Source organism: Janthinobacterium sp. 61 (assembly GCF_002846335.1).
Taxonomy (GTDB): domain Bacteria; phylum Pseudomonadota; class Gammaproteobacteria; order Burkholderiales; family Burkholderiaceae_D; genus Janthinobacterium.
Map to the genome: position 1 here is coordinate 4,315,796 of NZ_PJMQ01000001.1, position 23,328 is coordinate 4,339,123.

Genomic DNA, 23,328 nt, shown 5'->3' on the forward strand with positions numbered 1-23,328 from the left:
CGCTAGCGCGGGCTTTGTTCCAATGTATTACCAATGCTTTAATCGTGTCATGGACGCCAGTGCTATCTGCAAAGTGCCTCCTGATTTTCGGACTCCCATGCTATCTGCATGGTGACTCCAAGGTGTAAATCGACCATCGTATCCGGAATTACAAAATCCATTTCTTCGCACTGTCACGCCATCGACATTACACCTGTCGGTCGCCGCGCTGAAACTGGATGGTGAGATCATTTGCTGCCAAATCTCAATCACTGAACGGAGTATATCACAGCTTTTTGTGCGATGCAATAATCTTTTTAAATCAAGTCCTTAGCGCCAGCGGCTTGTCCTCTTCGCCGCCACGGGCCACTCTTTCGTACTCGGAAATCACTTGCGCGCCCAGCAGCAGCAGGGTGGCGCCGATTTCCAGGCTGAACATGACGACGATGGCCGTCGTCATCGAACCATACACGACATTGACCTGCGACAAAGTGGAAAAATACCAGACCAGCACATGGCGGGCGATTTCCCACAGCAGGGCCGCCGTCACGCCGCCGATCAGCGCATGCGTGATCGACAGCCGCCCGACGGGCATGACCAGGTAAATCGAGCTCAATACGAGGATTTCCCCTCCCAGCCCGAGCAAGTACAGCAGCACGCCTGACACGCCTTCCAGGCCCCAGTCATGGCGCAAGAAGCGCACGCTTTCCTCGCCCATCACCTGCAGGCCGCCCGCCACCAGGGTAATGAGCAAGATGCCCACGCCCAGGCACAGGATGTAGCAGTACGGCAGCACCGCGGAAATGAGGAAATGGCGGCGGCGGATGGCCACGCGGTGAATGAAAATCACGCTCATGGCGTTTTCCAGCACGGTAAACGCCAAGGAACTGAAAAACAGCATGGTCAGCAGCAGCAGCCAGCCGATCACGCCCCGGTTATTGAGGAAATGCGCGACTTCCGCCACGATGGCCTTCGATTGCCCCGGCACCAGCCACTCCAGGTAATGGCCTATGGTTTGCAGCAATTCGTCCTGCGCGATTACGTGCGACAGGGCCACCACCACCAGCATCAGCAGGGGCACGATGGACAGCAGCGAGTAATACGCGACGGCGCCCGCCAGCAGCAAGCCCTGGTTGGCGCGGAATCCCTTCAGCACCTGCAGCGCGAAGGCCAGCGGATGGCTGAGGATGTAGGTACTGGCGTGGCGGTTGATCATGTCGGGTGTGGTGAAGAAGGCGGCGCGGCCTCGTGCCACGCCTGCAATCACACTAGCATACTGACAATCCCCCTGCTGCACCGTACGCTAGCAGACGGCCGGCTCCAGCAAGGTCAAGGTTTGCCGGTCCGCATCCAGGGTCGCCAATATACCCATCGGTATGGTGAACTGGTGGCGGATGTGGCCAAACGAATAGCCGCTGACGGCCGGCACCGTCAATGGCAGCAGATGCTGGTCCAGGGTGGCATCCAGGGTCAGCGCGGTATCGCCCTCGGCCGCCTCGCAATGCTCGAAGATGCCCAGCATCAATGCCGCCGCATGCTTGAAACCGATGGACAGGTCGAGCTGGCACAGCATGCGGTCGATGCGGTATGGCACTTCATTGATTTCTTCGAGGAACAAAATATGCTCGCGGAAATCGGCCGCATACGGTGTGCCGGCCAGCGCGCTGACCATGCACAGGTTGCCGCCCGTCAAGCGTCCCGTCGCCTGACCGCCATGCACGGTGCGGATGGCGAAGTTGGGCTGCGTCTGCGCACGGCGGTGGTTGTCCAGCGCCATCGGGATCGTGTAACTGTCTTGCGGCGTCATCAGCACATTGCGCAGCTGCGTCACCGTGTACTCGGAAAACGTGGACGAGGCCACGGGGCCGTGGAAGGTCACCAGGCCCGTCTGGCGTCCGATGGCCAGGTGCAGGGCCGTGATGTCGGAATAGCCGACCAGCACTTTCGGATTGCGCTGGATCAAGGCGTAGTCGAGCAGCGCCAGCAGCGAGATGCAGCCGGAGCCGCCACGGATGGCCCAGATCGCCTTGACCTCGGGATCGGCGAAAGCCCCATGCAGATCGTCGAGGCGCTGCTGCACCGTGCCCGCATAGTTGCCGTGCACGGCGCGGATGTTGGTGCCCAGGCTGGCGCGCAAGCCCAGCGATTCGATATTGCGCACCGCCTTGGCGATGGCATCCTCATCCGTAAAACCGCCCGGTGCGATGATGGCCACCAAGTCGCCGTCGCGCAGGCGCGCCGGTTTGATCAATGCGTGTTGCTGTTGCATGCGTTTGCCCTTCCCTTGCGTGGCCGCCGCCCACGCCGGTGTGCCTGCCGCCCCCAGAGTGGCGGCCAGTACGCCGCCGAAGCGGCGCCGGCTGAGATTGGTCTGACTGGACATGCGGCCCTTTCCTGGAATAAAAAACGGCGACGCCAGGCGCCGCCGCACGAGAGTAGCATGCCGACAATCTTGCCGCCGGCAGCGCTGCCTTACATGAACTTGTACTTCAGCTGGAACGACAGCGAACGGCCGCGCGGATCGGCCACGCGCGGGTCCCAGCCGGCGCCCACCACTTCATCCACGTTGTGCGCGGTGAACGGTGGATCGCGGTCGAACAGGTTCTGGATACCCACGGTGATGGTGGTATCTTTGAAGCCCGTGTAGGTGCCCGACAAGTTATACGTGGTGTAGCTGGACACGTCGGGCTTGAAGCCCGGTGGTGGCGTGCCCTTGCCGCCATTTGGCAGCTGGTCCTTGTAGCCCGACGAAAAACTCTGGATCAGCAAGCCGCTCCAGTCTCCACGCGACACGCCAAAGCTGGCATTGTGTTTCCAGCGCAGGTACAGATCGCGCGTATAAAACTTGCCGACCAGTTCCTGGTATTCCTGGCCTTGATACTCCGCAAACTTGAAGCTGTCCATATACGTGCCGTCCAGGGTCGCCGTCCATTTCGCGTCCTGGATCTTGCCTTCGCCGCGCAAGCCCACGTCGAGGCCGCGCACGCGGCTGCCTGCCGCATTGATCCAGCCCGCCTGCACGTACTCGATGGTGCCATCCGGATTGCGGTGGATGTACTGGTTCAGCGCCTGGTAATTGGCCAGCACGATTTGCGGCGTGCGGTTCAGGATGCGGTCCTTGGTATTGATGGCCCAGTAGTCGAACGAGGCGGAATATCCCTTGAATGGCTCAATGACAAAACCGACGCTGCCCTGCTTCGACGTTTCCGGCTTCAGATTGGTATTACCGCCCGTCTTGTAGTCGAGGCGGTCGATGGCGCAGTATTCGGGCACGCCCGGATGCTTGGCGCAGCCTTCCTGGTCAACCACGCCGTTCGGCAATTCCTGGCTCAGCGAACCGGAATACAGCTGCTGGAAGCTTGGCGCAAGGAAACCCTTGCTGGCCGAACCACGGAACAGCAGGAAGTCGGCCGGCTGGTAGCGGAAGGCCACTTTCGGATTCGTCGTCGCGCCCACCAGGCTGTAATCGTCGCGGCGGATGGCCAACTGCATTTCCAGGTCCTTCGTGACCGGCACCAGCAGCTCGGCATATACGGCCTTGACGGTACGGCTGGCATCTTTTAATGCGGCATTCCCCGGCGCCAGCAGGATCTGGATGGCGTCGACGTCCTGCCCGAAACTGTAGCCTTCGCGGCGCAAGTCAAAACCGGCCGCCATGGCCAGCGCACCGGCCGGCAGCTGGAACAGCTCACCCGACACGGAGCCGTCGATCTGCGTCAGGGTTGTCTTGCCGTGCTGGAAGTCGCCACGGAACTTGGTCGATTCGATCAATTGCTTGGCCGCTTCCGTCTGGCTCTGGCCAGCGCCCACCCACGGATTGATGATGCCCGTCGCCAGGGCCGCGTACAGCTTGTCCGTGTAGGAATAGCCATCCGTCAGCTTGGTCTTGGTGCTGCTTTCGGCGCGCGAAATGCCGGCCTTGTAATCCCACTTGCCGAAGTTGCCTTCAAAGCCCACCAGCACGCGGGCATTGTCGGTCGTGTTTTCCTGCGTGCGGTTGCCCACGTCATTGGCGCGCCATTTGTAGGAAATCGGCTTGGTCTTGTCGAAAGTAGGGATATAGGCCGACAGGTCCTGGTAATACGCGCCACCGACCGGATACAAATTCTTGTTGGCGACGGTCGCCTGCACCTGCATCGGCGTCAAGATGGCCGTGGCCTTGGTGCGTGAACCGAGCACTTCGACAAACATGCGGTGGTCGGGCGCCAGCTGGAAGGTGCCGCGCGACAGCAGATTGGCCCGTTCGACAGGAAATTGCAGCACATAGTCGGCGCCATAGTCATACGCGCACGAATACCTGGTGCGCAGCGGCGAGGTCACGTCTTTCCACAGTTCCGTCTGGTATTGCGACATGCCGGCGACGGTGTCGCACTTGCCCTGGAAGCTCAGCGGATTGGCTTGCAGGTATTTGGTCGCATCGCCAGGCAGCTGGAACGAGGCGCCCAGCGCCGTGCCCGCACCCGACAATTGATTCGCATACGGCGTACCCGTGGTATCGGGCGACAGGCCGCGGCCCGGCTGGAAACCGTTGACGAAGGAGCGGTCGCTGCCGTTCAGGCGCTCGGCCTTGTCGACGGTCAGGCTGGCCATGATGTTGTAACGGTCCGACTCCAGCGAACCCGTGCCGGCCAGGAGGGAAGCGCGGCGCGTGGCGCCGCCGCCCGCTTGCGTGTCGTTGGTGGAGACAGACGCTTCCACGCCGCTGTAATTGGTTTTCAGAATGAAATTGATCACGCCGCCGATGGCGTCCGTGCCATAGATCGCCGAGGCGCCATCCTTGAGGATTTCCACGCGCGAAATCGCGCCCAGCGGGATCGAGTTCAGGTCGACCGACTTGCCGCTGGCGCCGTGCGTGGCGATGCGGCGGCCGTTCAACAGCACCAGGGTGCTCGACGGTCCCAGGCCGCGCAGCGAGGCGAACGAGGCGCCACCACTGACGCGGTCGGCATCGGCGCCAAACACGTTATTGCCCGACGTCATGTTATCGGCGCCCGTGCCGTTCGCCGACAAGGTGCGCACCAATTGCTCGGTCGACGTGATGCCCTGTTTTTCGATCTGGTCAAAGGTGATGACTTGCACCGGCAGCGCGCCTTCCTTGGCCACGCGCTTGATACTGCTGCCCGTGACTTCGACCCGTTGCAGCGCTGGCGCCGCCGCTTCCTGTGCCATTACCGGCCCCACCACCCCCATCAATGCCACCAACTGCGCTAGCTTCTTCAATTTCACAGGTCTTCTCCTTGTTGGGCAATCGAAACTTGAGTCATCAAGTCAGGCTGTTAGATATGTCGCAACGTCTGTCTCGCGGTACATTTTTTTATGACATTTGCGCATGACTTTATTTATTTTCATTTTCAGAGTAGCGCGATGCATCCGCAGCCAGCCAATGAAAAATGCTTTCCTAACCATAACTTTTTGGAATGAATGCCCTTTTCAACCGCCTGCTCACTTGCCTGCAGGGCGGCCCTTGGCGGGATCGACGTCCAGGTAGCGCCAGGACGTGAATTCCACGGGGTGGCGCCTGTAGTTTTTTAGCCACGGTTGCTGCAGGTCGGCAGAGATGGGATGTGTCAGCAGCACCCACGGCGTGTATGCGTGGATCAGCTGAAACAGGTCGAAGTACAGACTGCGTCGGCGCGGCGTATCGGATAGCAGGCGCGCCTCCTCATAGCGTTTATTGTAATCGGGCAAGTTGAAACGGGCATAGTTGGCGCGGCCAACGTTGCCACCATACAACAATTGCATAAAGTTATCGCCATCGGGGAAGTCGGCGATCCAGTTGGTCTCGAACATCTGCACCTTGCCCAGGCGCGACGCCTTGATGATTTCCGTCTTCTTGTCGCTTTTAAATTCCACCCGCAAGCCGATGGCGTTCAGGTTGCGCCGCCACAGTTCATCGCGCAGGCGTCCCACCGTGCTCGGCTCCGTGTGCATGGTCAAGGTCAAGGGCCTGCCATCGGGCTGCGTGCGGAAACCGTCAGCGCCCGCCTTGTAGCCAAAGCGATCCAGCAGCGCGCGCGCCAGCACGGGATCGTAGCCGACCGGGCTGCGGTAGCTCCTGTCGTAACCGAGCACATTGGGCGGCAGCGGCGACTGCGCCGGCAAGGCCAGGCCTTTCTTCAACAGCGCGATGTCTTCGCGGCTGTTGTAGCTGAGGGCAATGGCGCGCCGCAGGGCCAGCTTGTCCTTGCTCGTGCCGCCCAACACGGGATCGTCCATATTCATCCACATGTAATATGTTTGCAGCACGGGAAAACGCGTCAGCTGCAAGCCCTTGGCGGCCAGCGCCGGCTTCAGCGCGCCATTTTCCAGCACCATGTCCGTCATCGATTCCGGCACTTGCTCCAGGTAGTCGAATTCGCCTTTCAGGAAACCCAGCATGCGCGATTGATATTCTTCAACGATGCGCACCTCGATGCGCTCGACCAGGGGCAAGCGCTGGCCTTCCAGCGAAGCGGCGATGGCGCGCGCATCGACCGGCAAGGCGGCCAGCGCCCTGGCTTCCGTATGGAACACGGTGGCACGGAAAGTCGGATTGGCTTGCAGCACGATCTTGTCGCTGCGCTTCCATTCCTTCACCAGGAACGGCCCCGTGCCCACGGGATGGTTGCCGATCTGCCCCGGCGCCGCATACGCTTCGGCCACTTCACGCGCCACCACAGCTGTCGCCGGCATGGCCAGGTAAAACAGGAAATTCGGGTCGACGCCGTTCAGGCGAATGCGCAGGGTGTATTTGTCCAGCGCCTGCAAGCCGGCGATCGGCGTGTCGTAGCTGAATGTGGTTTTCAGGGCCGCGTCGCCCACCAGCTTATCTTCCAGCAAGAATAGCCATGGCGACTTCAGGCTGGGGTCATACAGCCGCGTCAGGCTATAGACATAGTCCTGCGCCGTCACTTCACGCGGCTTGCCCTTGAAGGCGGGATCGGGCGTGAAGAAAATACCGGGCTGCAAGTGAAAGGTATACGTGCGTCCGCCATCTTCCACGCTCGGCAAGCCCCGCACCGTATTGCCCTGCAGCTGCACCGGTCGCGCCAGGTAGTCGTAGCGCAGCAAGGGGTCGAAGATATTTTCCATCAGGTTCAGGCTGGCCAGGTCGGACGCCACGGCCGGGTCCAGGCCCGTCTCGCTGGTGCTCAAAAACAAGTGCAGGGTCTTGTTCGCCCGGGCGGCCACATCGGTGGCAGCAATGCCCGGTGCGGTGAACAGCGTCAACAGTGCCAGGCCGGCGGCGCAGGCGGTTTTGCGTAAAAACATCATCAGTGATCCAGTGCAGACAGGGCTAACAAACAAACGTGAAGAACAGGCATCACCGAGACTACTCGGGCACAGTACGGGGCGCCAATGAAAACAGGCTGCCAGCTTATAACTTTTTGGCATGTGATTGCTGCATTCTTTCATCAACTCGTATCGGGCTGCCCCTATACTTTGCATGCAGACATTTTTCACTCCCGACACACAGAACTGATCGAATATGGCACTTAATTACATCTGGTCCGGCTTTTTCCTCGTTGGCTTCCTGGCCGCAGTGCTGCAGTGGCTATTTCTCGGCGATACCGATATCTTCAAACGCATCATCGATGGCACGTTCGAAACGGCACGCATGGGCGTGATGGATATCGCCCTGCCGCTGGCGGGCGTGATGACCTTGTGGCTGGGCATCATGAACATCGGTGAAAAGGCAGGCATCGTCGGCTGGCTGGCGAAAGTGATCGCGCCCTTCTTTTCGCGCATCTTCCCGGAAATTCCCAAGGACCATCCAGCGACCGGCCACATGGTGATGAATTTTTCGGCCAACCTGCTGGGACTGGACAATGCGGCCACGCCCTTCGGCTTGAAGGCCATGGAAAGCCTGCAGACCTTGAACCCGAACAAGGAAGAGGCGACGAATGCACAAATCATGTTTCTGGTGCTGCATACCTCGGGCCTGACCCTGATCCCGCTGGCCATCATGGCGCAGCGCTCCATCCTCGGCGCGGCCGACCCGTCCGACATCTTTATCCCCTGCATGATCGCCACCTATGTCGCCACCATGGTCGGCATCATCACGGTGTCCATCAAGCAACGCATCAACTTGCTCAACAGGGTCGTGCTGGGCTGGATGGGCGGCATGACGAGCGCTATCGTGGCCATGATCTGGTACTTCACGCAATACCTGACGAAACAGGAAATCGAGCTGGTGTCGAAAGTGGTAAGCAACCTGGTATTAATCAGCGTCATCGCCATTTTCATCATCGGCGCCCTGCGCAAGAAAGTGAACGTGTATGACGCCTTCATCGAAGGGGCGAAGGGCGGCATCCAGACCTCGATTACCGTGATTCCCTACCTGGTCGGCATGCTGGTGGCCATCAGCGTGATCCGCAATGCAGGCGTATTCAATTTCATGATGAGCGGCATGAACTGGTTCTTCGCCAACCTGGGCATCAATACGGATTTCGTGCCCGCCCTGCCGACGGCCATGATGAAGCCGCTCAGCGGCTCCGGCTCGAAAGCCATGATGATCGATGCCATGAATACCTACGGCGTCGACTCCTTCGTCGGCCGCCTGGCCTGCGTGTTCCAGGGCTCGGCCGACACCACCTTCTATATTGTGGCCCTGTACTTCGGCTCGGTGGGCATCCGCAAGACGCGCTATGCGATCACGGCCGGCCTCATCGCGGATCTCGCTGGCGTGGTCACGGCCGTCTTTGTCGCCTACGTCTTTTTCCACTAAGGAGCGCCATGTTTCGTCCCATCCTCATCGCCGCCTTGCTGGCTGGCATCGGCCTGTCCAATGCACAGGCGCAATTGCCCGAATCCGTCAGCCTGCTGCTGCGCAGCGCGAGTATCCCCGAAGACGCCATGGGCGCCATCGTCTTGCGCGGCAACACCACCGTGCTGTCGCACGGCGCCGGGCGCAGCATGCAGCCCGCGTCCACCATGAAGCTGGTGACGACGGCCGTGGGCCTGGAGCAATTGGGTCCCATCTTCCGCGGCCGCACCGAGTTGCGCACCAGCGCCGACGTCATCAATGGCGTGCTGAAGGGCGACTTGATCCTGCGCGGCGGCGCCGACACGGATTTCAACGCGGACGTGCTGGCACACATGCTGCAAACCCTGCGCAACCAGGGCATTGTGAAAATCAAGGGTGACCTGATCCTGGACCGCCAGCTATTCCAGCCGGCCCGGCCGGACATTGGCGCACTGCCCTTCGACGAGTCGGCCGAATTCCGCTACAACGTCATCCCCGATGCCTTATTGCTGAATACCAATTTGCTCGATATCAACATGAACTCGACGGACCGGCAATTGAGCATCCTCATGCAGCCGCCGCTTGAGAATGTCAGCATCATCAGCGACATGAAACTCATCAAGGGTAGTTGCGCCCGGTGGGAAGATGGCTGGCGCCCGCCCGAGTATCGGCGCGATGCGAGCGGCAAGCTGCAGGTGATACTGCACGGTACCTTCCCGCAAAATTGCAGCAAGGCCACCAGCATCAATGTGCTCGATCGCAACGACTATGCGGACCGGCTGTTTCGTGCGACCTGGAAACGCCTGGGTGGCACGATCACGGGCACGGTGCGCGAAGCGCCGTTTACGGGCTTGCCGCCGACGGCCGAGCCGGTCGGTACGCGCATGCTGGCCGACCACGTGGCGCGCGCCTTGCCAGAGGTCTTGCGCGATATTAACAAGACATCCGACAATACCCTGGCCCGCACGCTGTTCCTGAGCCTGGGCAGCCTGCAAAGCGATGGCTGGCTGGGTAGCCGCCCCGTTGCCATGGCGGCACCGGAAGACACGGCCAGCCGGGCGCGGCTAGTCATCCAGGAATGGTTCCAGCGACACAATATCGATACCCAGGGCATGCTGGTCGACAACGGTTCCGGCCTGTCGCGCACAGGACGCATTGCGCCGGCGCAACTGGCTGGCGTGCTGCAAGCGATGCAGCAAAGTCCGTGGGCGCCCGAGTTCCAGTCCAGCCTGCCCATCGTGGCGCTGGACGGCACCATGCGCAAGCGCCTGTTGAACAGCCAGGCCGCCGCGCGCGCGCGCATCAAGACGGGCACATTAAAAAATGTGGTGGCCATCGCCGGCTATGTACCCGATGCCAACAACCAGCTGTGCGTAGTGGTTGCCATGATCAATAGCGACCTGGTGGGCAATGGCAATGGCCGCGCCGCCGTCGATGCGCTGATCGAGTGGGTGGCCAGGAGCGGTGCCACGCCGGTGGTCGCCGGCCAATAAAAGGAAAGCAAAGACAGAAAGGCAGCGCATAGCGCTGCCTTTTTTTCGGCTTTTGCATTGGCAGCTGATGAACAGCCGGGGTCAGACCCTCAATGCCGCTAACGCAAAAGTCATTGCTAACGAGCGAGGGGGTCTGACCCCAGCCTTCGCTTGGGCTAACACTAAAACCAGCAGACGAAAAAAAACCCCACCGGAGTCCGGTGGGGTTTTTCTCTACTGCGAATAACAAGCCTGACGATAACCTACTTTCACACTGGTTGCAGCACTATCATCGGCGCAAAGTTGTTTCACGGTCCTGTTCGGGATGGGAAGGGGTGGGACCAACTTGCTATGGTCATCAGGCATAACTTGTACTGGCATTTGTCCTCAATTGAGCGACAAAGCCTGAATCTGGAAGAAGCAAAGATTGGGGTAATGAATAGTAGTATCAACAAACTCACAACGTTGTACCGTCTTATCCTCTGTACCTGCTAAGGTTATAGGGACAAGCCGTACGGGCAATTAGTACTGGTTAGCTTAATGCATTACTGCACTTCCACACCCAGCCTATCAACGTCCTGGTCTCGAACGACCCTTCAAAGAGCTCAAGGCTCTGGGAAATCTCATCTCAAGGCAAGTTTCCCGCTTAGATGCTTTCAGCGGTTATCTCTTCCGAACTTAGCTACCCGGCAATGCCACTGGCGTGACAACCGGTACACCAGAGGTTCGTCCACTCCGGTCCTCTCGTACTAGGAGCAGCCCCCTTCAAATTTCCAACGCCCACGGCAGATAGGGACCAAACTGTCTCACGACGTTTTAAACCCAGCTCACGTACCACTTTAAATGGCGAACAGCCATACCCTTGGGACCGGCTACAGCCCCAGGATGTGATGAGCCGACATCGAGGTGCCAAACTCCCCCGTCGATATGAACTCTTGGGAGGAATCAGCCTGTTATCCCCAGAGTACCTTTTATCCGTTGAGCGATGGCCCTTCCATACAGAACCACCGGATCACTATGTCCTACTTTCGTACCTGCTCGACTTGTCAGTCTCGCAGTTAAGCACGCTTATGCCATTGCACTATCAACACGATGTCCGACCGTATCTAGCGTACCTTCGAACTCCTCCGTTACACTTTAGGAGGAGACCGCCCCAGTCAAACTGCCTACCATGCACTGTCCCCGATCCGGATAACGGACCAAGGTTAGAACCTCAAACAAACCAGGGTGGTATTTCAAGGTTGGCTCCACGAGAACTAGCGTCCCCGCTTCAAAGCCTCCCACCTATCCTACACAGATTGGTTCAAAGTCCAATGCAAAGCTACAGTAAAGGTTCATGGGGTCTTTCCGTCTAGCCGCGGGTAGATTGCATCATCACAAACATTTCAACTTCGCTGAGTCTCGGGAGGAGACAGTGTGGCCATCGTTACGCCATTCGTGCAGGTCGGAACTTACCCGACAAGGAATTTCGCTACCTTAGGACCGTTATAGTTACGGCCGCCGTTTACTGGGACTTCAATCAAGAGCTTGCACCCCATCATTTAATCTTCCAGCACCGGGCAGGCGTCACACCCTATACGTCCACTTTCGTGTTTGCAGAGTGCTGTGTTTTTATTAAACAGTCGCAGCCACCAGTTTATTGCAACCCTTTCACCCTCATGGAGTAAACCAATCAAGCTACCGGGGCGTACCTTTTCCCGAAGTTACGGTACCAATTTGCCGAGTTCCTTCTCCCGAGTTCTCTCAAGCGCCTTAGAATACTCATCTCGCCCACCTGTGTCGGTTTGCGGTACGGTCTCGTATGACTGAAGCTTAGAGGCTTTTCTTGGAACCACTTCCGATTGCTTCGTGAACAAGTTCACTCGTCCCATCCCCTTGAATTCCGCGCCCGGATTTGCCTAAGCGCCTTCTATGAGACAGAAACTGACTATTCCAACAGTCAGACAACCTTCCGCGATCCGTCCCCCCATCGCATCATACGACGGTGCAGGAATATTAACCTGCTTCCCATCAGCTACGCATCTCTGCCTCGCCTTAGGGGCCGACTCACCCTGCTCCGATGAACGTTGAACAGGAAACCTTGGGCTTACGGCGTGGAGGCTTTTCACCCCCATTATCGCTACTCATGTCAGCATTCGCACTTCTGATACCTCCAGCATCCTTTACAAGACACCTTCGCAGGCTTACAGAACGCTCTCCTACCATATCCAATAAAGGATATCCGCAGCTTCGGTGACTGGCTTAGCCCCGTTACATCTTCCGCGCAGGACGACTCGATCAGTGAGCTATTACGCTTTCTTTAAATGATGGCTGCTTCTAAGCCAACATCCTGACTGTTTTAGCCTTCCCACTTCGTTTTCCACTTAGCCAATCTTTGGGACCTTAGCTGGCGGTCTGGGTTGTTTCCCTCTTGACGCCGGACGTTAGCACCCGACGTCTGTCTCCCAAGCTCGCACTCATCGGTATTCGGAGTTTGCAATGGTTTGGTAAGTCGCAATGACCCCCTAGCCATAACAGTGCTCTACCCCCGATGGTGATACTTGAGGCACTACCTAAATAGTTTTCGGAGAGAACCAGCTATTTCCAAGTTTGTTTAGCCTTTCACCCCTACCCACAGCTCATCCCCTAATTTTTCAACATTAGTGGGTTCGGACCTCCAGGGCGTGTTACCGCACCTTCATCCTGGCCATGAGTAGATCACTTGGTTTCGGGTCTACACCCAGCGACTGATCGCCCTATTCGGACTCGATTTCTCTACGGCTTCCCTATGCGGTTAACCTTGCCACTGAATGTAAGTCGCTGACCCATTATACAAAAGGTACGCAGTCACGGAACAAGTCCGCTCCTACTGTTTGTATGCACACGGTTTCAGGATCTATTTCACTCCCCTTCCGGGGTTCTTTTCGCCTTTCCCTCACGGTACTGGTTCACTATCGGTCGATTACGAGTATTTAGCCTTGGAGGATGGTCCCCCCATATTCAGACAGGATGTCACGTGTCCCGCCCTACTTGTCGTACGCTTAGTATCACCGGTCTGATTTCGAATACGGGACTATCACCCGCTACGGTTCCTATTTCCAGAGGATTCTTCTATCAGTCCGACTATCACGTACAGGCTCTTCCCATTTCGCTCGCCGCTACTTTGGGAATCTCGGTTGATTTCTTTTCCTGCAGCTACTTAGATGTTTCAGTTCGCCGCGTTCGCCTTGCATACCTATGTATTCAGTATGCAATACCCTAAAAGGGTGGGTTGCCCCATTCGGAAATCTGCGGATCAAAGTGTGTTTGCTCACTCCCCGCAGCTTATCGCAAGCTACTACGTCCTTCATCGCCTGTAATCGCCAAGGCATCCACCATGTGCACTTATTCGCTTGTCCCTATAACGTTAGCCTCTCATCATTTGCATAATGAAAGAGCGCTACAGGGATAAGAAAGTACAACGTTGTTGCTTGTTTGTTGATACATACAATCATTACCCATCGATTTGCTTTTTACAGCAAACCAATCAATAAATAATCTTTACTTCTTCCAGATTGTTAAAGAACATACAGCACTTGATCTCGAAAAGACCAAACCTAAATCCCGGTGCATTAATCAGCACTGATTTACGTTTGAACTTTTGGTGGAGGATGACGGGATCGAACCGACGACCCCCTGCTTGCAAAGCAGGTGCTCTCCCAGCTGAGCTAATCCCCCTAGGGTATTTCCAGACTGCAGAAACTGGTAGGGCTGGTTGGACTCGAACCAACGACCCCCGCGTTATCAACACGGTGCTCTAACCAGCTGAGCTACAGCCCCAAATGCTGTTCTTTATATTAACAGCCGATAAGTGTGAACATTTGATGCGTGAATCATTACTGATTCGTGCAAACTCTAGAAAGGAGGTGATCCAGCCGCACCTTCCGATACGGCTACCTTGTTACGACTTCACCCCAGTCACGAATCCTACCGTGGTAAGCGCCCTCCTTACGGTTAAGCTACCTACTTCTGGTAAAACCCGCTCCCATGGTGTGACGGGCGGTGTGTACAAGACCCGGGAACGTATTCACCGCGACATGCTGATCCGCGATTACTAGCGATTCCAACTTCATGCAGTCGAGTTGCAGACTACAATCCGGACTACGATACACTTTCTGCGATTAGCTCCCCCTCGCGGGTTGGCGGCGCTCTGTATGTACCATTGTATGACGTGTGAAGCCCTACCCATAAGGGCCATGAGGACTTGACGTCATCCCCACCTTCCTCCGGTTTGTCACCGGCAGTCTCATTAGAGTGCCCTTTCGTAGCAACTAATGACAAGGGTTGCGCTCGTTGCGGGACTTAACCCAACATCTCACGACACGAGCTGACGACAGCCATGCAGCACCTGTGTACTGGTTCTCTTTCGAGCACTCCCAAATCTCTCCGGGATTCCAGCCATGTCAAGGGTAGGTAAGGTTTTTCGCGTTGCATCGAATTAATCCACATCATCCACCGCTTGTGCGGGTCCCCGTCAATTCCTTTGAGTTTTAATCTTGCGACCGTACTCCCCAGGCGGTCTACTTCACGCGTTAGCTGCGTTACCAAGTCAATTAAGACCCGACAACTAGTAGACATCGTTTAGGGCGTGGACTACCAGGGTATCTAATCCTGTTTGCTCCCCACGCTTTCGTGCATGAGCGTCAATCTTGACCCAGGGGGCTGCCTTCGCCATCGGTGTTCCTCCACATATCTACGCATTTCACTGCTACACGTGGAATTCTACCCCCCTCTGCCAGATTCTAGCCTTGCAGTCTCCAATGCAATTCCCAGGTTGAGCCCGGGGATTTCACATCAGACTTACAAAACCGCCTGCGCACGCTTTACGCCCAGTAATTCCGATTAACGCTTGCACCCTACGTATTACCGCGGCTGCTGGCACGTAGTTAGCCGGTGCTTATTCTTCAGGTACCGTCATTAGCAAGAGATATTAGCTCTCACCGTTTCTTCCCTGACAAAAGAGCTTTACAACCCGAAGGCCTTCTTCACTCACGCGGCATTGCTGGATCAGGCTTTCGCCCATTGTCCAAAATTCCCCACTGCTGCCTCCCGTAGGAGTCTGGACCGTGTCTCAGTTCCAGTGTGGCTGGTCGTCCTCTCAGACCAGCTACTGATCGATGCCTTGGTAGGCTTTTACCCTACCAACTAGCTAATCAGATATCGGCCGCTCCACGAGCATGAGGTCTTGCGATCCCCCACTTTCATCCTTAGATCGTATGCGGTATTAGCGTAACTTTCGCTACGTTATCCCCCACTCTAGGGTACGTTCCGATATATTACTCACCCGTTCGCCACTCGCCACCAGAGCAAGCTCCGTGCTGCCGTTCGACTTGCATGTGTAAGGCATGCCGCCAGCGTTCAATCTGAGCCAGGATCAAACTCTTCAGTTTAATCTCTGTTACTTTGCCATTTTATTGGCACCGTCTTGCGACGGGTCGCTCACTCAAAAAACTGACAGGCTACTTCCGAAGAAGTATCCTATTTCATTATTTCTTGTGAACATTTGATATTTTAAGTTAGACGCCAATCCGAAGATTGGCGCTGCACTTACATCAAATGCCCACACTTATCGACTGTTAATTGTTAAAGAACTGTAATCGGTTACTGCTTTCGCGCTATCGACAAAGCGTTGTGTTTGTCAGCTGCGAAGAAGGAGGAGTATGAAGCATTTCACTACATCCGTCAACCTTCTTTTTTACTACCCTCACCGTTTCCAGTGATCCCTTTGTTTCGCAAACTGCAGCGTCTCATTGGGGAGGCGAACTATAGCAAAGCTATACGCAGGCAGCAAGGTTTATTCTACGAAAGTGTGAAATTTAATTATGCGATGCCATATCGCCATCAAATTGACCAGGTAATACCATCCGGAACGCCCTGGTGCCCGTTGACGCTTGCATATGAACGGGCTGATCTACATGCAACTGCACCAGCCCCGCGCCGGCCAGGCAACTGCAGCAGCATCGACAAGGAAGATAACAGCAGTTGACGGCAGCATTAGCAGTAATTTGCCAGTAATGCCTGGAGAATAAATCTCCAGACGAAAAAAAACCCCACCGGAGTCCGGTGGGGTTTTTCTCTACTGCGAATAACAAGCCTGACGATAACCTACTTTCACACTGGTTGCAGCACTATCATCGGCGCAAAGTTGTTTCACGGTCCTGTTCGGGATGGGAAGGGGTGGGACCAACTTGCTATGGTCATCAGGCATAACTTGTACTGGCATTTGTCCTCAATTGAGCGACAAAGCCTGAATCTGGAAGAAGCAAAGATTGGGGTAATGAATAGTAGTATCAACAAACTCACAACGTTGTACCGTCTTATCCTCTGTACCTGCTAAGGTTATAGGGACAAGCCGTACGGGCAATTAGTACTGGTTAGCTTAATGCATTACTGCACTTCCACACCCAGCCTATCAACGTCCTGGTCTCGAACGACCCTTCAAAGAGCTCAAGGCTCTGGGAAATCTCATCTCAAGGCAAGTTTCCCGCTTAGATGCTTTCAGCGGTTATCTCTTCCGAACTTAGCTACCCGGCAATGCCACTGGCGTGACAACCGGTACACCAGAGGTTCGTCCACTCCGGTCCTCTCGTACTAGGAGCAGCCCCCTTCAAATTTCCAACGCCCACGGCAGATAGGGACCAAACTGTCTCACGACGTTTTAAACCCAGCTCACGTACCACTTTAAATGGCGAACAGCCATACCCTTGGGACCGGCTACAGCCCCAGGATGTGATGAGCCGACATCGAGGTGCCAAACTCCCCCGTCGATATGAACTCTTGGGAGGAATCAGCCTGTTATCCCCAGAGTACCTTTTATCCGTTGAGCGATGGCCCTTCCATACAGAACCACCGGATCACTATGTCCTACTTTCGTACCTGCTCGACTTGTCAGTCTCGCAGTTAAGCACGCTTATGCCATTGCACTATCAACACGATGTCCGACCGTATCTAGCGTACCTTCGAACTCCTCCGTTACACTTTAGGAGGAGACCGCCCCAGTCAAACTGCCTACCATGCACTGTCCCCGATCCGGATAACGGACCAAGGTTAGAACCTCAAACAAACCAGGGTGGTATTTCAAGGTTGGCTCCACGAGAACTAGCGTCCCCGCTTCAAAGCCTCCCACCTATCCTACACAGATTGGTTCAAAGTCCAATGCAAAGCTACAGTAAAGGTTCATGGGGTCTTTCCGTCTAGCCGCGGGTAGATTGCATCATCACAAACATTTCAACTTCGCTGAGTCTCGGGAGGAGACAGTGTGGCCATCGTTACGCCATTCGTGCAGGTCGGAACTTACCCGACAAGGAATTTCGCTACCTTAGGACCGTTATAGTTACGGCCGCCGTTTACTGGGACTTCAATCAAGAGCTTGCACCCCATCATTTAATCTTCCAGCACCGGGCAGGCGTCACACCCTATACGTCCACTTTCGTGTTTGCAGAGTGCTGTGTTTTTATTAAACAGTCGCAGCCACCAGTTTATTGCAACCCTTTCACCCTCATGGAGTAAACCAATCAAGCTACCGGGGCGTACCTTTTCCCGAAGTTACGGTACCAATTTGCCGAGTTCCTTCTCCCGAGTTCTCTCAAGCGCCTTAGAATACTCATCTCGCCCACCTGTGTCGGTTTGCGGTACGGTCTCGTATGACTGAAGCTTAGAGGCTTTTCTTGGAACCACTTCCGATTGCTTCGTGAACAAGTTCACTCGTCCCATCCCCTTGAATTCCGCGCCCGGATTTGCCTAAGCGCCTTCTATGAGACAGAAACTGACTATTCCAACAGTCAGACAACCTTCCGCGATCCGTCCCCCCATCGCATCATACGACGGTGCAGGAATATTAACCTGCTTCCCATCAGCTACGCATCTCTGCCTCGCCTTAGGGGCCGACTCACCCTGCTCCGATGAACGTTGAACAGGAAACCTTGGGCTTACGGCGTGGAGGCTTTTCACCCCCATTATCGCTACTCATGTCAGCATTCGCACTTCTGATACCTCCAGCATCCTTTACAAGACACCTTCGCAGGCTTACAGAACGCTCTCCTACCATATCCAATAAAGGATATCCGCAGCTTCGGTGACTGGCTTAGCCCCGTTACATCTTCCGCGCAGGACGACTCGATCAGTGAGCTATTACGCTTTCTTTAAATGATGGCTGCTTCTAAGCCAACATCCTGACTGTTTTAGCCTTCCCACTTCGTTTTCCACTTAGCCAATCTTTGGGACCTTAGCTGGCGGTCTGGGTTGTTTCCCTCTTGACGCCGGACGTTAGCACCCGACGTCTGTCTCCCAAGCTCGCACTCATCGGTATTCGGAGTTTGCAATGGTTTGGTAAGTCGCAATGACCCCCTAGCCATAACAGTGCTCTACCCCCGATGGTGATACTTGAGGCACTACCTAAATAGTTTTCGGAGAGAACCAGCTATTTCCAAGTTTGTTTAGCCTTTCACCCCTACCCACAGCTCATCCCCTAATTTTTCAACATTAGTGGGTTCGGACCTCCAGGGCGTGTTACCGCACCTTCATCCTGGCCATGAGTAGATCACTTGGTTTCGGGTCTACACCCAGCGACTGATCGCCCTATTCGGACTCGATTTCTCTACGGCTTCCCTATATGGTTAACCTTGCCACTGAATGTAAGTCGCTGACCCATTATACAAAAGGTACGCAGTCACGGAACAAGTCCGCTCCTACTGTTTGTATGCACACGGTTTCAGGATCTATTTCACTCCCCTTCCGGGGTTCTTTTCGCCTTTCCCTCACGGTACTGGTTCACTATCGGTCGATTACGAGTATTTAGCCTTGGAGGATGGTCCCCCCATATTCAGACAGGATGTCACGTGTCCCGCCCTACTTGTCGTACGCTTAGTACCACCGGTCCAATTTCACATACGGGGCTATCACCCACTATGGCTCCTATTTCCAGAGGATTCTGTTATCGGTCCGACTATCACGTACAGGCTCTTCCCATTTCGCTCGCCGCTACTTTGGGAATCTCGGTTGATTTCTTTTCCTGCAGCTACTTAGATGTTTCAGTTCGCCGCGTTCGCCTTGCATACCTATGTATTCAGTATGCAATACCCTAAAAGGGTGGGTTGCCCCATTCGGAAATCTGCGGATCAAAGTGTGTTTGCTCACTCCCCGCAGCTTATCGCAAGCTACTACGTCCTTCATCGCCTGTAATCGCCAAGGCATCCACCATGTGCACTTATTCGCTTGTCCCTATAACGTTAGCCTCTGAAGACCGAAGTCATCAAAGAGCGCTACAGGGATAAGAAAGTACAACGTTGTTGCTTGTTTGTTGATACATACAATCATTACCCATCGATTTGCTTTTTACGGCAAATCAATCAATAAATAATCTTTACTTCTTCCAGATTGTTAAAGAACATACAGCACTTGATCTCGAAAAGACCAAACCTAAATCCCGGCGCATTAATCAGCACTGATTTACGTTTGAACTTTTGGTGGAGGATGACGGGATCGAACCGACGACCCCCTGCTTGCAAAGCAGGTGCTCTCCCAGCTGAGCTAATCCCCCTAGGGTATTTCCAGACTGCAGAAACTGGTAGGGCTGGTTGGACTCGAACCAACGACCCCCGCGTTATCAACACGGTGCTCTAACCAGCTGAGCTACAGCCCCAAATGCTGTTCTTTATATTAACAGCCGATAAGTGTGAACATTTGATGCGTGAATCATTTACATGATTCGTGCAAACTCTAGAAAGGAGGTGATCCAGCCGCACCTTCCGATACGGCTACCTTGTTACGACTTCACCCCAGTCACGAATCCTACCGTGGTAAGCGCCCTCCTTGCGGTTAAGCTACCTACTTCTGGTAAAACCCGCTCCCATGGTGTGACGGGCGGTGTGTACAAGACCCGGGAACGTATTCACCGCGACATGCTGATCCGCGATTACTAGCGATTCCAACTTCATGCAGTCGAGTTGCAGACTACAATCCGGACTACGATACACTTTCTGCGATTAGCTCCCCCTCGCGGGTTGGCGGCGCTCTGTATGTACCATTGTATGACGTGTGAAGCCCTACCCATAAGGGCCATGAGGACTTGACGTCATCCCCACCTTCCTCCGGTTTGTCACCGGCAGTCTCATTAGAGTGCCCTTTCGTAGCAACTAATGACAAGGGTTGCGCTCGTTGCGGGACTTAACCCAACATCTCACGACACGAGCTGACGACAGCCATGCAGCACCTGTGTACTGGTTCTCTTTCGAGCACTCCCAAATCTCTCCGGGATTCCAGCCATGTCAAGGGTAGGTAAGGTTTTTCGCGTTGCATCGAATTAATCCACATCATCCACCGCTTGTGCGGGTCCCCGTCAATTCCTTTGAGTTTTAATCTTGCGACCGTACTCCCCAGGCGGTCTACTTCACGCGTTAGCTGCGTTACCAAGTCAATTAAGACCCGACAACTAGTAGACATCGTTTAGGGCGTGGACTACCAGGGTATCTAATCCTGTTTGCTCCCCACGCTTTCGTGCATGAGCGTCAATCTTGACCCAGGGGGCTGCCTTCGCCATCGGTGTTCCTCCACATATCTACGCATTTCACTGCTACACGTGGAATTCTACCCCCCTCTGCCAGATTCTAGCCTTGCAGTCTCCAATGCAATTCCCAGGTTGAGCCCGGGGATTTCACATCAGACTTACAAAACCGCCTGCGCACGCTTTACGCCCAGTAATTCCGATTAACGCTTGCACCCTACGTATTACCGCGGCTGCTGGCACGTAGTTAGCCGGTGCTTATTCTTCAGGTACCGTCATTAGCAAGAGATATTAGCTCTCACCGTTTCTTCCCTGACAAAAGAGCTTTACAACCCGAAGGCCTTCTTCACTCACGCGGCATTGCTGGATCAGGCTTTCGCCCATTGTCCAAAATTCCCCACTGCTGCCTCCCGTAGGAGTCTGGACCGTGTCTCAGTTCCAGTGTGGCTGGTCGTCCTCTCAGACCAGCTACTGATCGATGCCTTGGTAGGCTTTTACCCTACCAACTAGCTAATCAGATATCGGCCGCTCCACGAGCATGAGGTCTTGCGATCCCCCACTTTCATCCTTAGATCGTATGCGGTATTAGCGTAACTTTCGCTACGTTATCCCCCACTCTAGGGTACGTTCCGATATATTACTCACCCGTTCGCCACTCGCCACCAGAGCAAGCTCCGTGCTGCCGTTCGACTTGCATGTGTAAGGCATGCCGCCAGCGTTCAATCTGAGCCAGGATCAAACTCTTCAGTTTAATCTCTGTTACTTTGCCATTTTATTGGCACCGTCTTGCGACGGGTCGCTCACTCAAAAAACTGACAGGCTACTTCCGAAGAAGTATCCTATTTCATTATTTCTTGTGAACATTTGATATTTTAAGTTTTACAGCGATCCGAAGATCACTGCTGCACTTACATCAAATGCCCACACTTATCGACTGTTAATTGTTAAAGAACTGTGATCGGTACTGCTTTCGCGCTATCGACAAAGCGTTGTGTTTGTCAGCTGCGAAGAAGGAAGATTATGAAGCGTTTCGGCCATTTCGTCAACCTTCTTTTTTTACTACCCAGCCCCGGAAGGCTGTCCCTTTTGTGCCGCAAACTAGTGCGTCTCATCGGGGAGGCGAACTATAGCAAAGCGCCCCAGTAGTAGCAAGGCTTTTCCGGAGCTTTTGCATGCAACTGCTACAATTTCGCCCCCTTCGCGCCAAACGGCGCTTGCCTATATATAGAACCATAGAAGATTCACCATGAAACAACAAGCTCAAGGATCAGGCCTGACCCTGAAACGAGCTGGCTTTACCACTGGCTTCGGCGTGCTCGCCGCCACCCTCGGCTCCGCAGTCGGTCTCGGCAACATCTGGAAATTCCCCTATCTGACGGGTGCCAATGGGGGCGCCGGCTTCCTGCTCATCTATTTGCTCGCCACCCTATTAGTGGGATTGCCCGTGATGATCGCGGAAATTACCCTGGGGCGCCGGGCCAAGGTCAATCCCATCTCGACCATGGAACAACTGGCACCGAAGGGCAAGCCCTGGTGGCTAGTTGGTGTGATCGGCATGGTCGCAGCCTTCCTGATCGTCGCGTTCTACTCGGAAGTGGTCGGCTGGGTGTTTGCCTATATCGCCAAGGCCATCGATGGCTCCATCCTCAGCAGCGACAAGCTGGTGACGGAAGCGGCCTTCGCTTCACTGATCAGCAATCCCCTGCAATCGCTGTTGTGGCAATGGGGCGTGCTGCTGTTTATCGGCGGCATCCTGATGCTGGGCGTGACCAAGGGCATCGAGGCGATCGCCAAGAAGCTGATGCCGCTGCTATTTCTGTTACTACTGCTGCTATGTGCGGTCAGCCTGTCGCTGGATAAAGCGGGCGAAGGCCTGGCCTTTTTGTTCCGCCCGGACTTCAGCAAGCTGACGGCTTCCGTCGTGTTGACCGCGATGGGCCTGGCCTTCTTCAAGTTATCTGTCGGCATGGGCACGATGATGACCTACGGCAGCTATTTCCGCGATGATCAGAATATCCCCGTCACGACTTTGCGCGTGATGGCTGCCGACCTCGGTGTATCGATGCTGGCTGGCATCGCCATCTTCCCCGCCGTGTTCACGTTTGGCTTCGCCCCCAGCGCGGGACCGTCGCTGGTGTTCATCACCATCCCCGCCGTGTTTTCGCAAATTCCCATGGGGCAAGTTCTGATGGTGGTGTTCTTCATCCTGGCCGCAGTCGCCGCCACGGGCGCGATGCTGTCGCTGATGGAAGTGCCCGTGGTGATCTTCCATGAACGCTTTGGCTGGACACGTGCCAAGGCTACGGTTGTGACCATGCTGCTGCTGGCCATGCTCGGTTCCGTATGCGCGCTGAGTAACAGCACCCTGGCGGACTTCAAGCTGTTTAATTTGAACATGTTTAATCTGTTCGACTTCGTCTCGTCGAATATCTTCCTGCCCGTGGGTGGGATCGCGATTGCCTTGTTCACAGGCTGGGCCTGGGGCAAGCAACATTTCATCGATGCGATCGGCAATCACGGACAGTTGCAGAACAAGGCCCTGGCGCATGTGCTGCTGTTCCTGCTGCGCTTTGTCTCGCCCGTGCTGATCCTGATCGTGATGCTGAAAGGTTTGAAGGTTTTCTAACTGCTTC

Annotated in this window: 7 protein-coding genes, 4 tRNA genes and 6 rRNA genes; 3 read left to right on the top strand and 14 right to left on the bottom strand. The window is 55.3% G+C overall.

The annotated features are described in order from the left end of the window. Positions 1 to 301: 301 nt before the first annotated feature. From CLU92_RS19550 to CLU92_RS19565, 4 genes are all read right to left on the bottom strand, one after another. Positions 302 to 1,195, bottom strand: a complete 894-nt coding sequence (locus CLU92_RS19550; protein WP_101483251.1) for a YihY/virulence factor BrkB family protein — start codon at positions 1,193 to 1,195, stop codon at positions 302 to 304. An 87-nt stretch (positions 1,196 to 1,282) separates the two neighbouring features. Continuing rightward, positions 1,283 to 2,362 (bottom strand): LD-carboxypeptidase, encoded by a 1,080-nt coding sequence (locus tag CLU92_RS19555; RefSeq protein WP_101483252.1) that lies wholly within the window; start codon positions 2,360 to 2,362, stop codon positions 1,283 to 1,285. Positions 2,363 to 2,451: 89 nt separating this feature from the next. After that, positions 2,452 to 5,205 carry a TonB-dependent receptor gene (locus tag CLU92_RS19560; protein ID WP_257561130.1) on the bottom strand — a complete coding sequence of 918 codons (2,754 nt, stop codon included), beginning with the start codon at positions 5,203 to 5,205 and terminating at the stop codon, positions 2,452 to 2,454. A 216-nt stretch (positions 5,206 to 5,421) separates the two neighbouring features. Further along, positions 5,422 to 7,230, bottom strand: a complete 1,809-nt coding sequence (locus CLU92_RS19565) for an ABC transporter substrate-binding protein (protein WP_101484787.1) — start codon at positions 7,228 to 7,230, stop codon at positions 5,422 to 5,424. A gap of 217 nt (positions 7,231 to 7,447) precedes the next feature. Between CLU92_RS19565 and CLU92_RS19570 the strand changes: the two genes are divergently transcribed. Further along, on the top strand, positions 7,448 to 8,686 hold the full coding sequence (locus CLU92_RS19570) for a nucleoside recognition domain-containing protein (protein ID WP_101483253.1): 1,239 nt from the start codon (positions 7,448 to 7,450) through the stop codon (positions 8,684 to 8,686). Positions 8,687 to 8,694: 8 nt separating this feature from the next. Beyond that, positions 8,695 to 10,197, top strand: a complete 1,503-nt coding sequence (gene dacB / locus CLU92_RS19575) for a D-alanyl-D-alanine carboxypeptidase/D-alanyl-D-alanine-endopeptidase (protein WP_101483254.1) — start codon at positions 8,695 to 8,697, stop codon at positions 10,195 to 10,197. Positions 10,198 to 10,426: 229 nt separating this feature from the next. On the opposite strand, the gene rrf (CLU92_RS19580) is transcribed toward dacB, so the two are convergent. From rrf (CLU92_RS19580) to CLU92_RS19625, 10 genes are all read right to left on the bottom strand, one after another. Further along, a 5S ribosomal RNA gene (gene rrf / locus CLU92_RS19580) occupies positions 10,427 to 10,539 on the bottom strand. Positions 10,540 to 10,677: 138 nt separating this feature from the next. Further along, positions 10,678 to 13,553: ribosomal RNA gene (locus tag CLU92_RS19585) — 23S ribosomal RNA — on the bottom strand. 243 nt (positions 13,554 to 13,796) lie between these two features. Continuing rightward, positions 13,797 to 13,872 (bottom strand) — tRNA-Ala (locus CLU92_RS19590). Positions 13,873 to 13,897: 25 nt separating this feature from the next. Continuing rightward, a tRNA-Ile gene (locus tag CLU92_RS19595) sits at positions 13,898 to 13,974 on the bottom strand. 79 nt (positions 13,975 to 14,053) lie between these two features. After that, positions 14,054 to 15,584 (bottom strand): 16S ribosomal RNA (locus tag CLU92_RS19600). A gap of 702 nt (positions 15,585 to 16,286) precedes the next feature. Next, positions 16,287 to 16,399: ribosomal RNA gene (gene rrf, locus CLU92_RS19605) — 5S ribosomal RNA — on the bottom strand. Between the two features lie 138 nt (positions 16,400 to 16,537). Continuing rightward, positions 16,538 to 19,413: ribosomal RNA gene (locus CLU92_RS19610) — 23S ribosomal RNA — on the bottom strand. A gap of 243 nt (positions 19,414 to 19,656) precedes the next feature. Then, positions 19,657 to 19,732: transfer RNA gene (locus CLU92_RS19615), tRNA-Ala, on the bottom strand. Between the two features lie 25 nt (positions 19,733 to 19,757). Continuing rightward, a tRNA-Ile gene (locus CLU92_RS19620) sits at positions 19,758 to 19,834 on the bottom strand. 81 nt (positions 19,835 to 19,915) lie between these two features. Next, positions 19,916 to 21,446 (bottom strand): 16S ribosomal RNA (locus CLU92_RS19625). The 16S, 23S and 5S rRNA genes sit together here with 4 tRNA genes alongside, the layout of an rRNA operon. Positions 21,447 to 21,941: 495 nt before the next feature. On the opposite strand from CLU92_RS19625, the gene CLU92_RS19630 reads away from it, so the two are divergent. After that, on the top strand, positions 21,942 to 23,321 hold the full coding sequence (locus CLU92_RS19630; RefSeq protein WP_101483255.1) for a sodium-dependent transporter: 1,380 nt from the start codon (positions 21,942 to 21,944) through the stop codon (positions 23,319 to 23,321). Positions 23,322 to 23,328 lie beyond the last annotated feature (7 nt).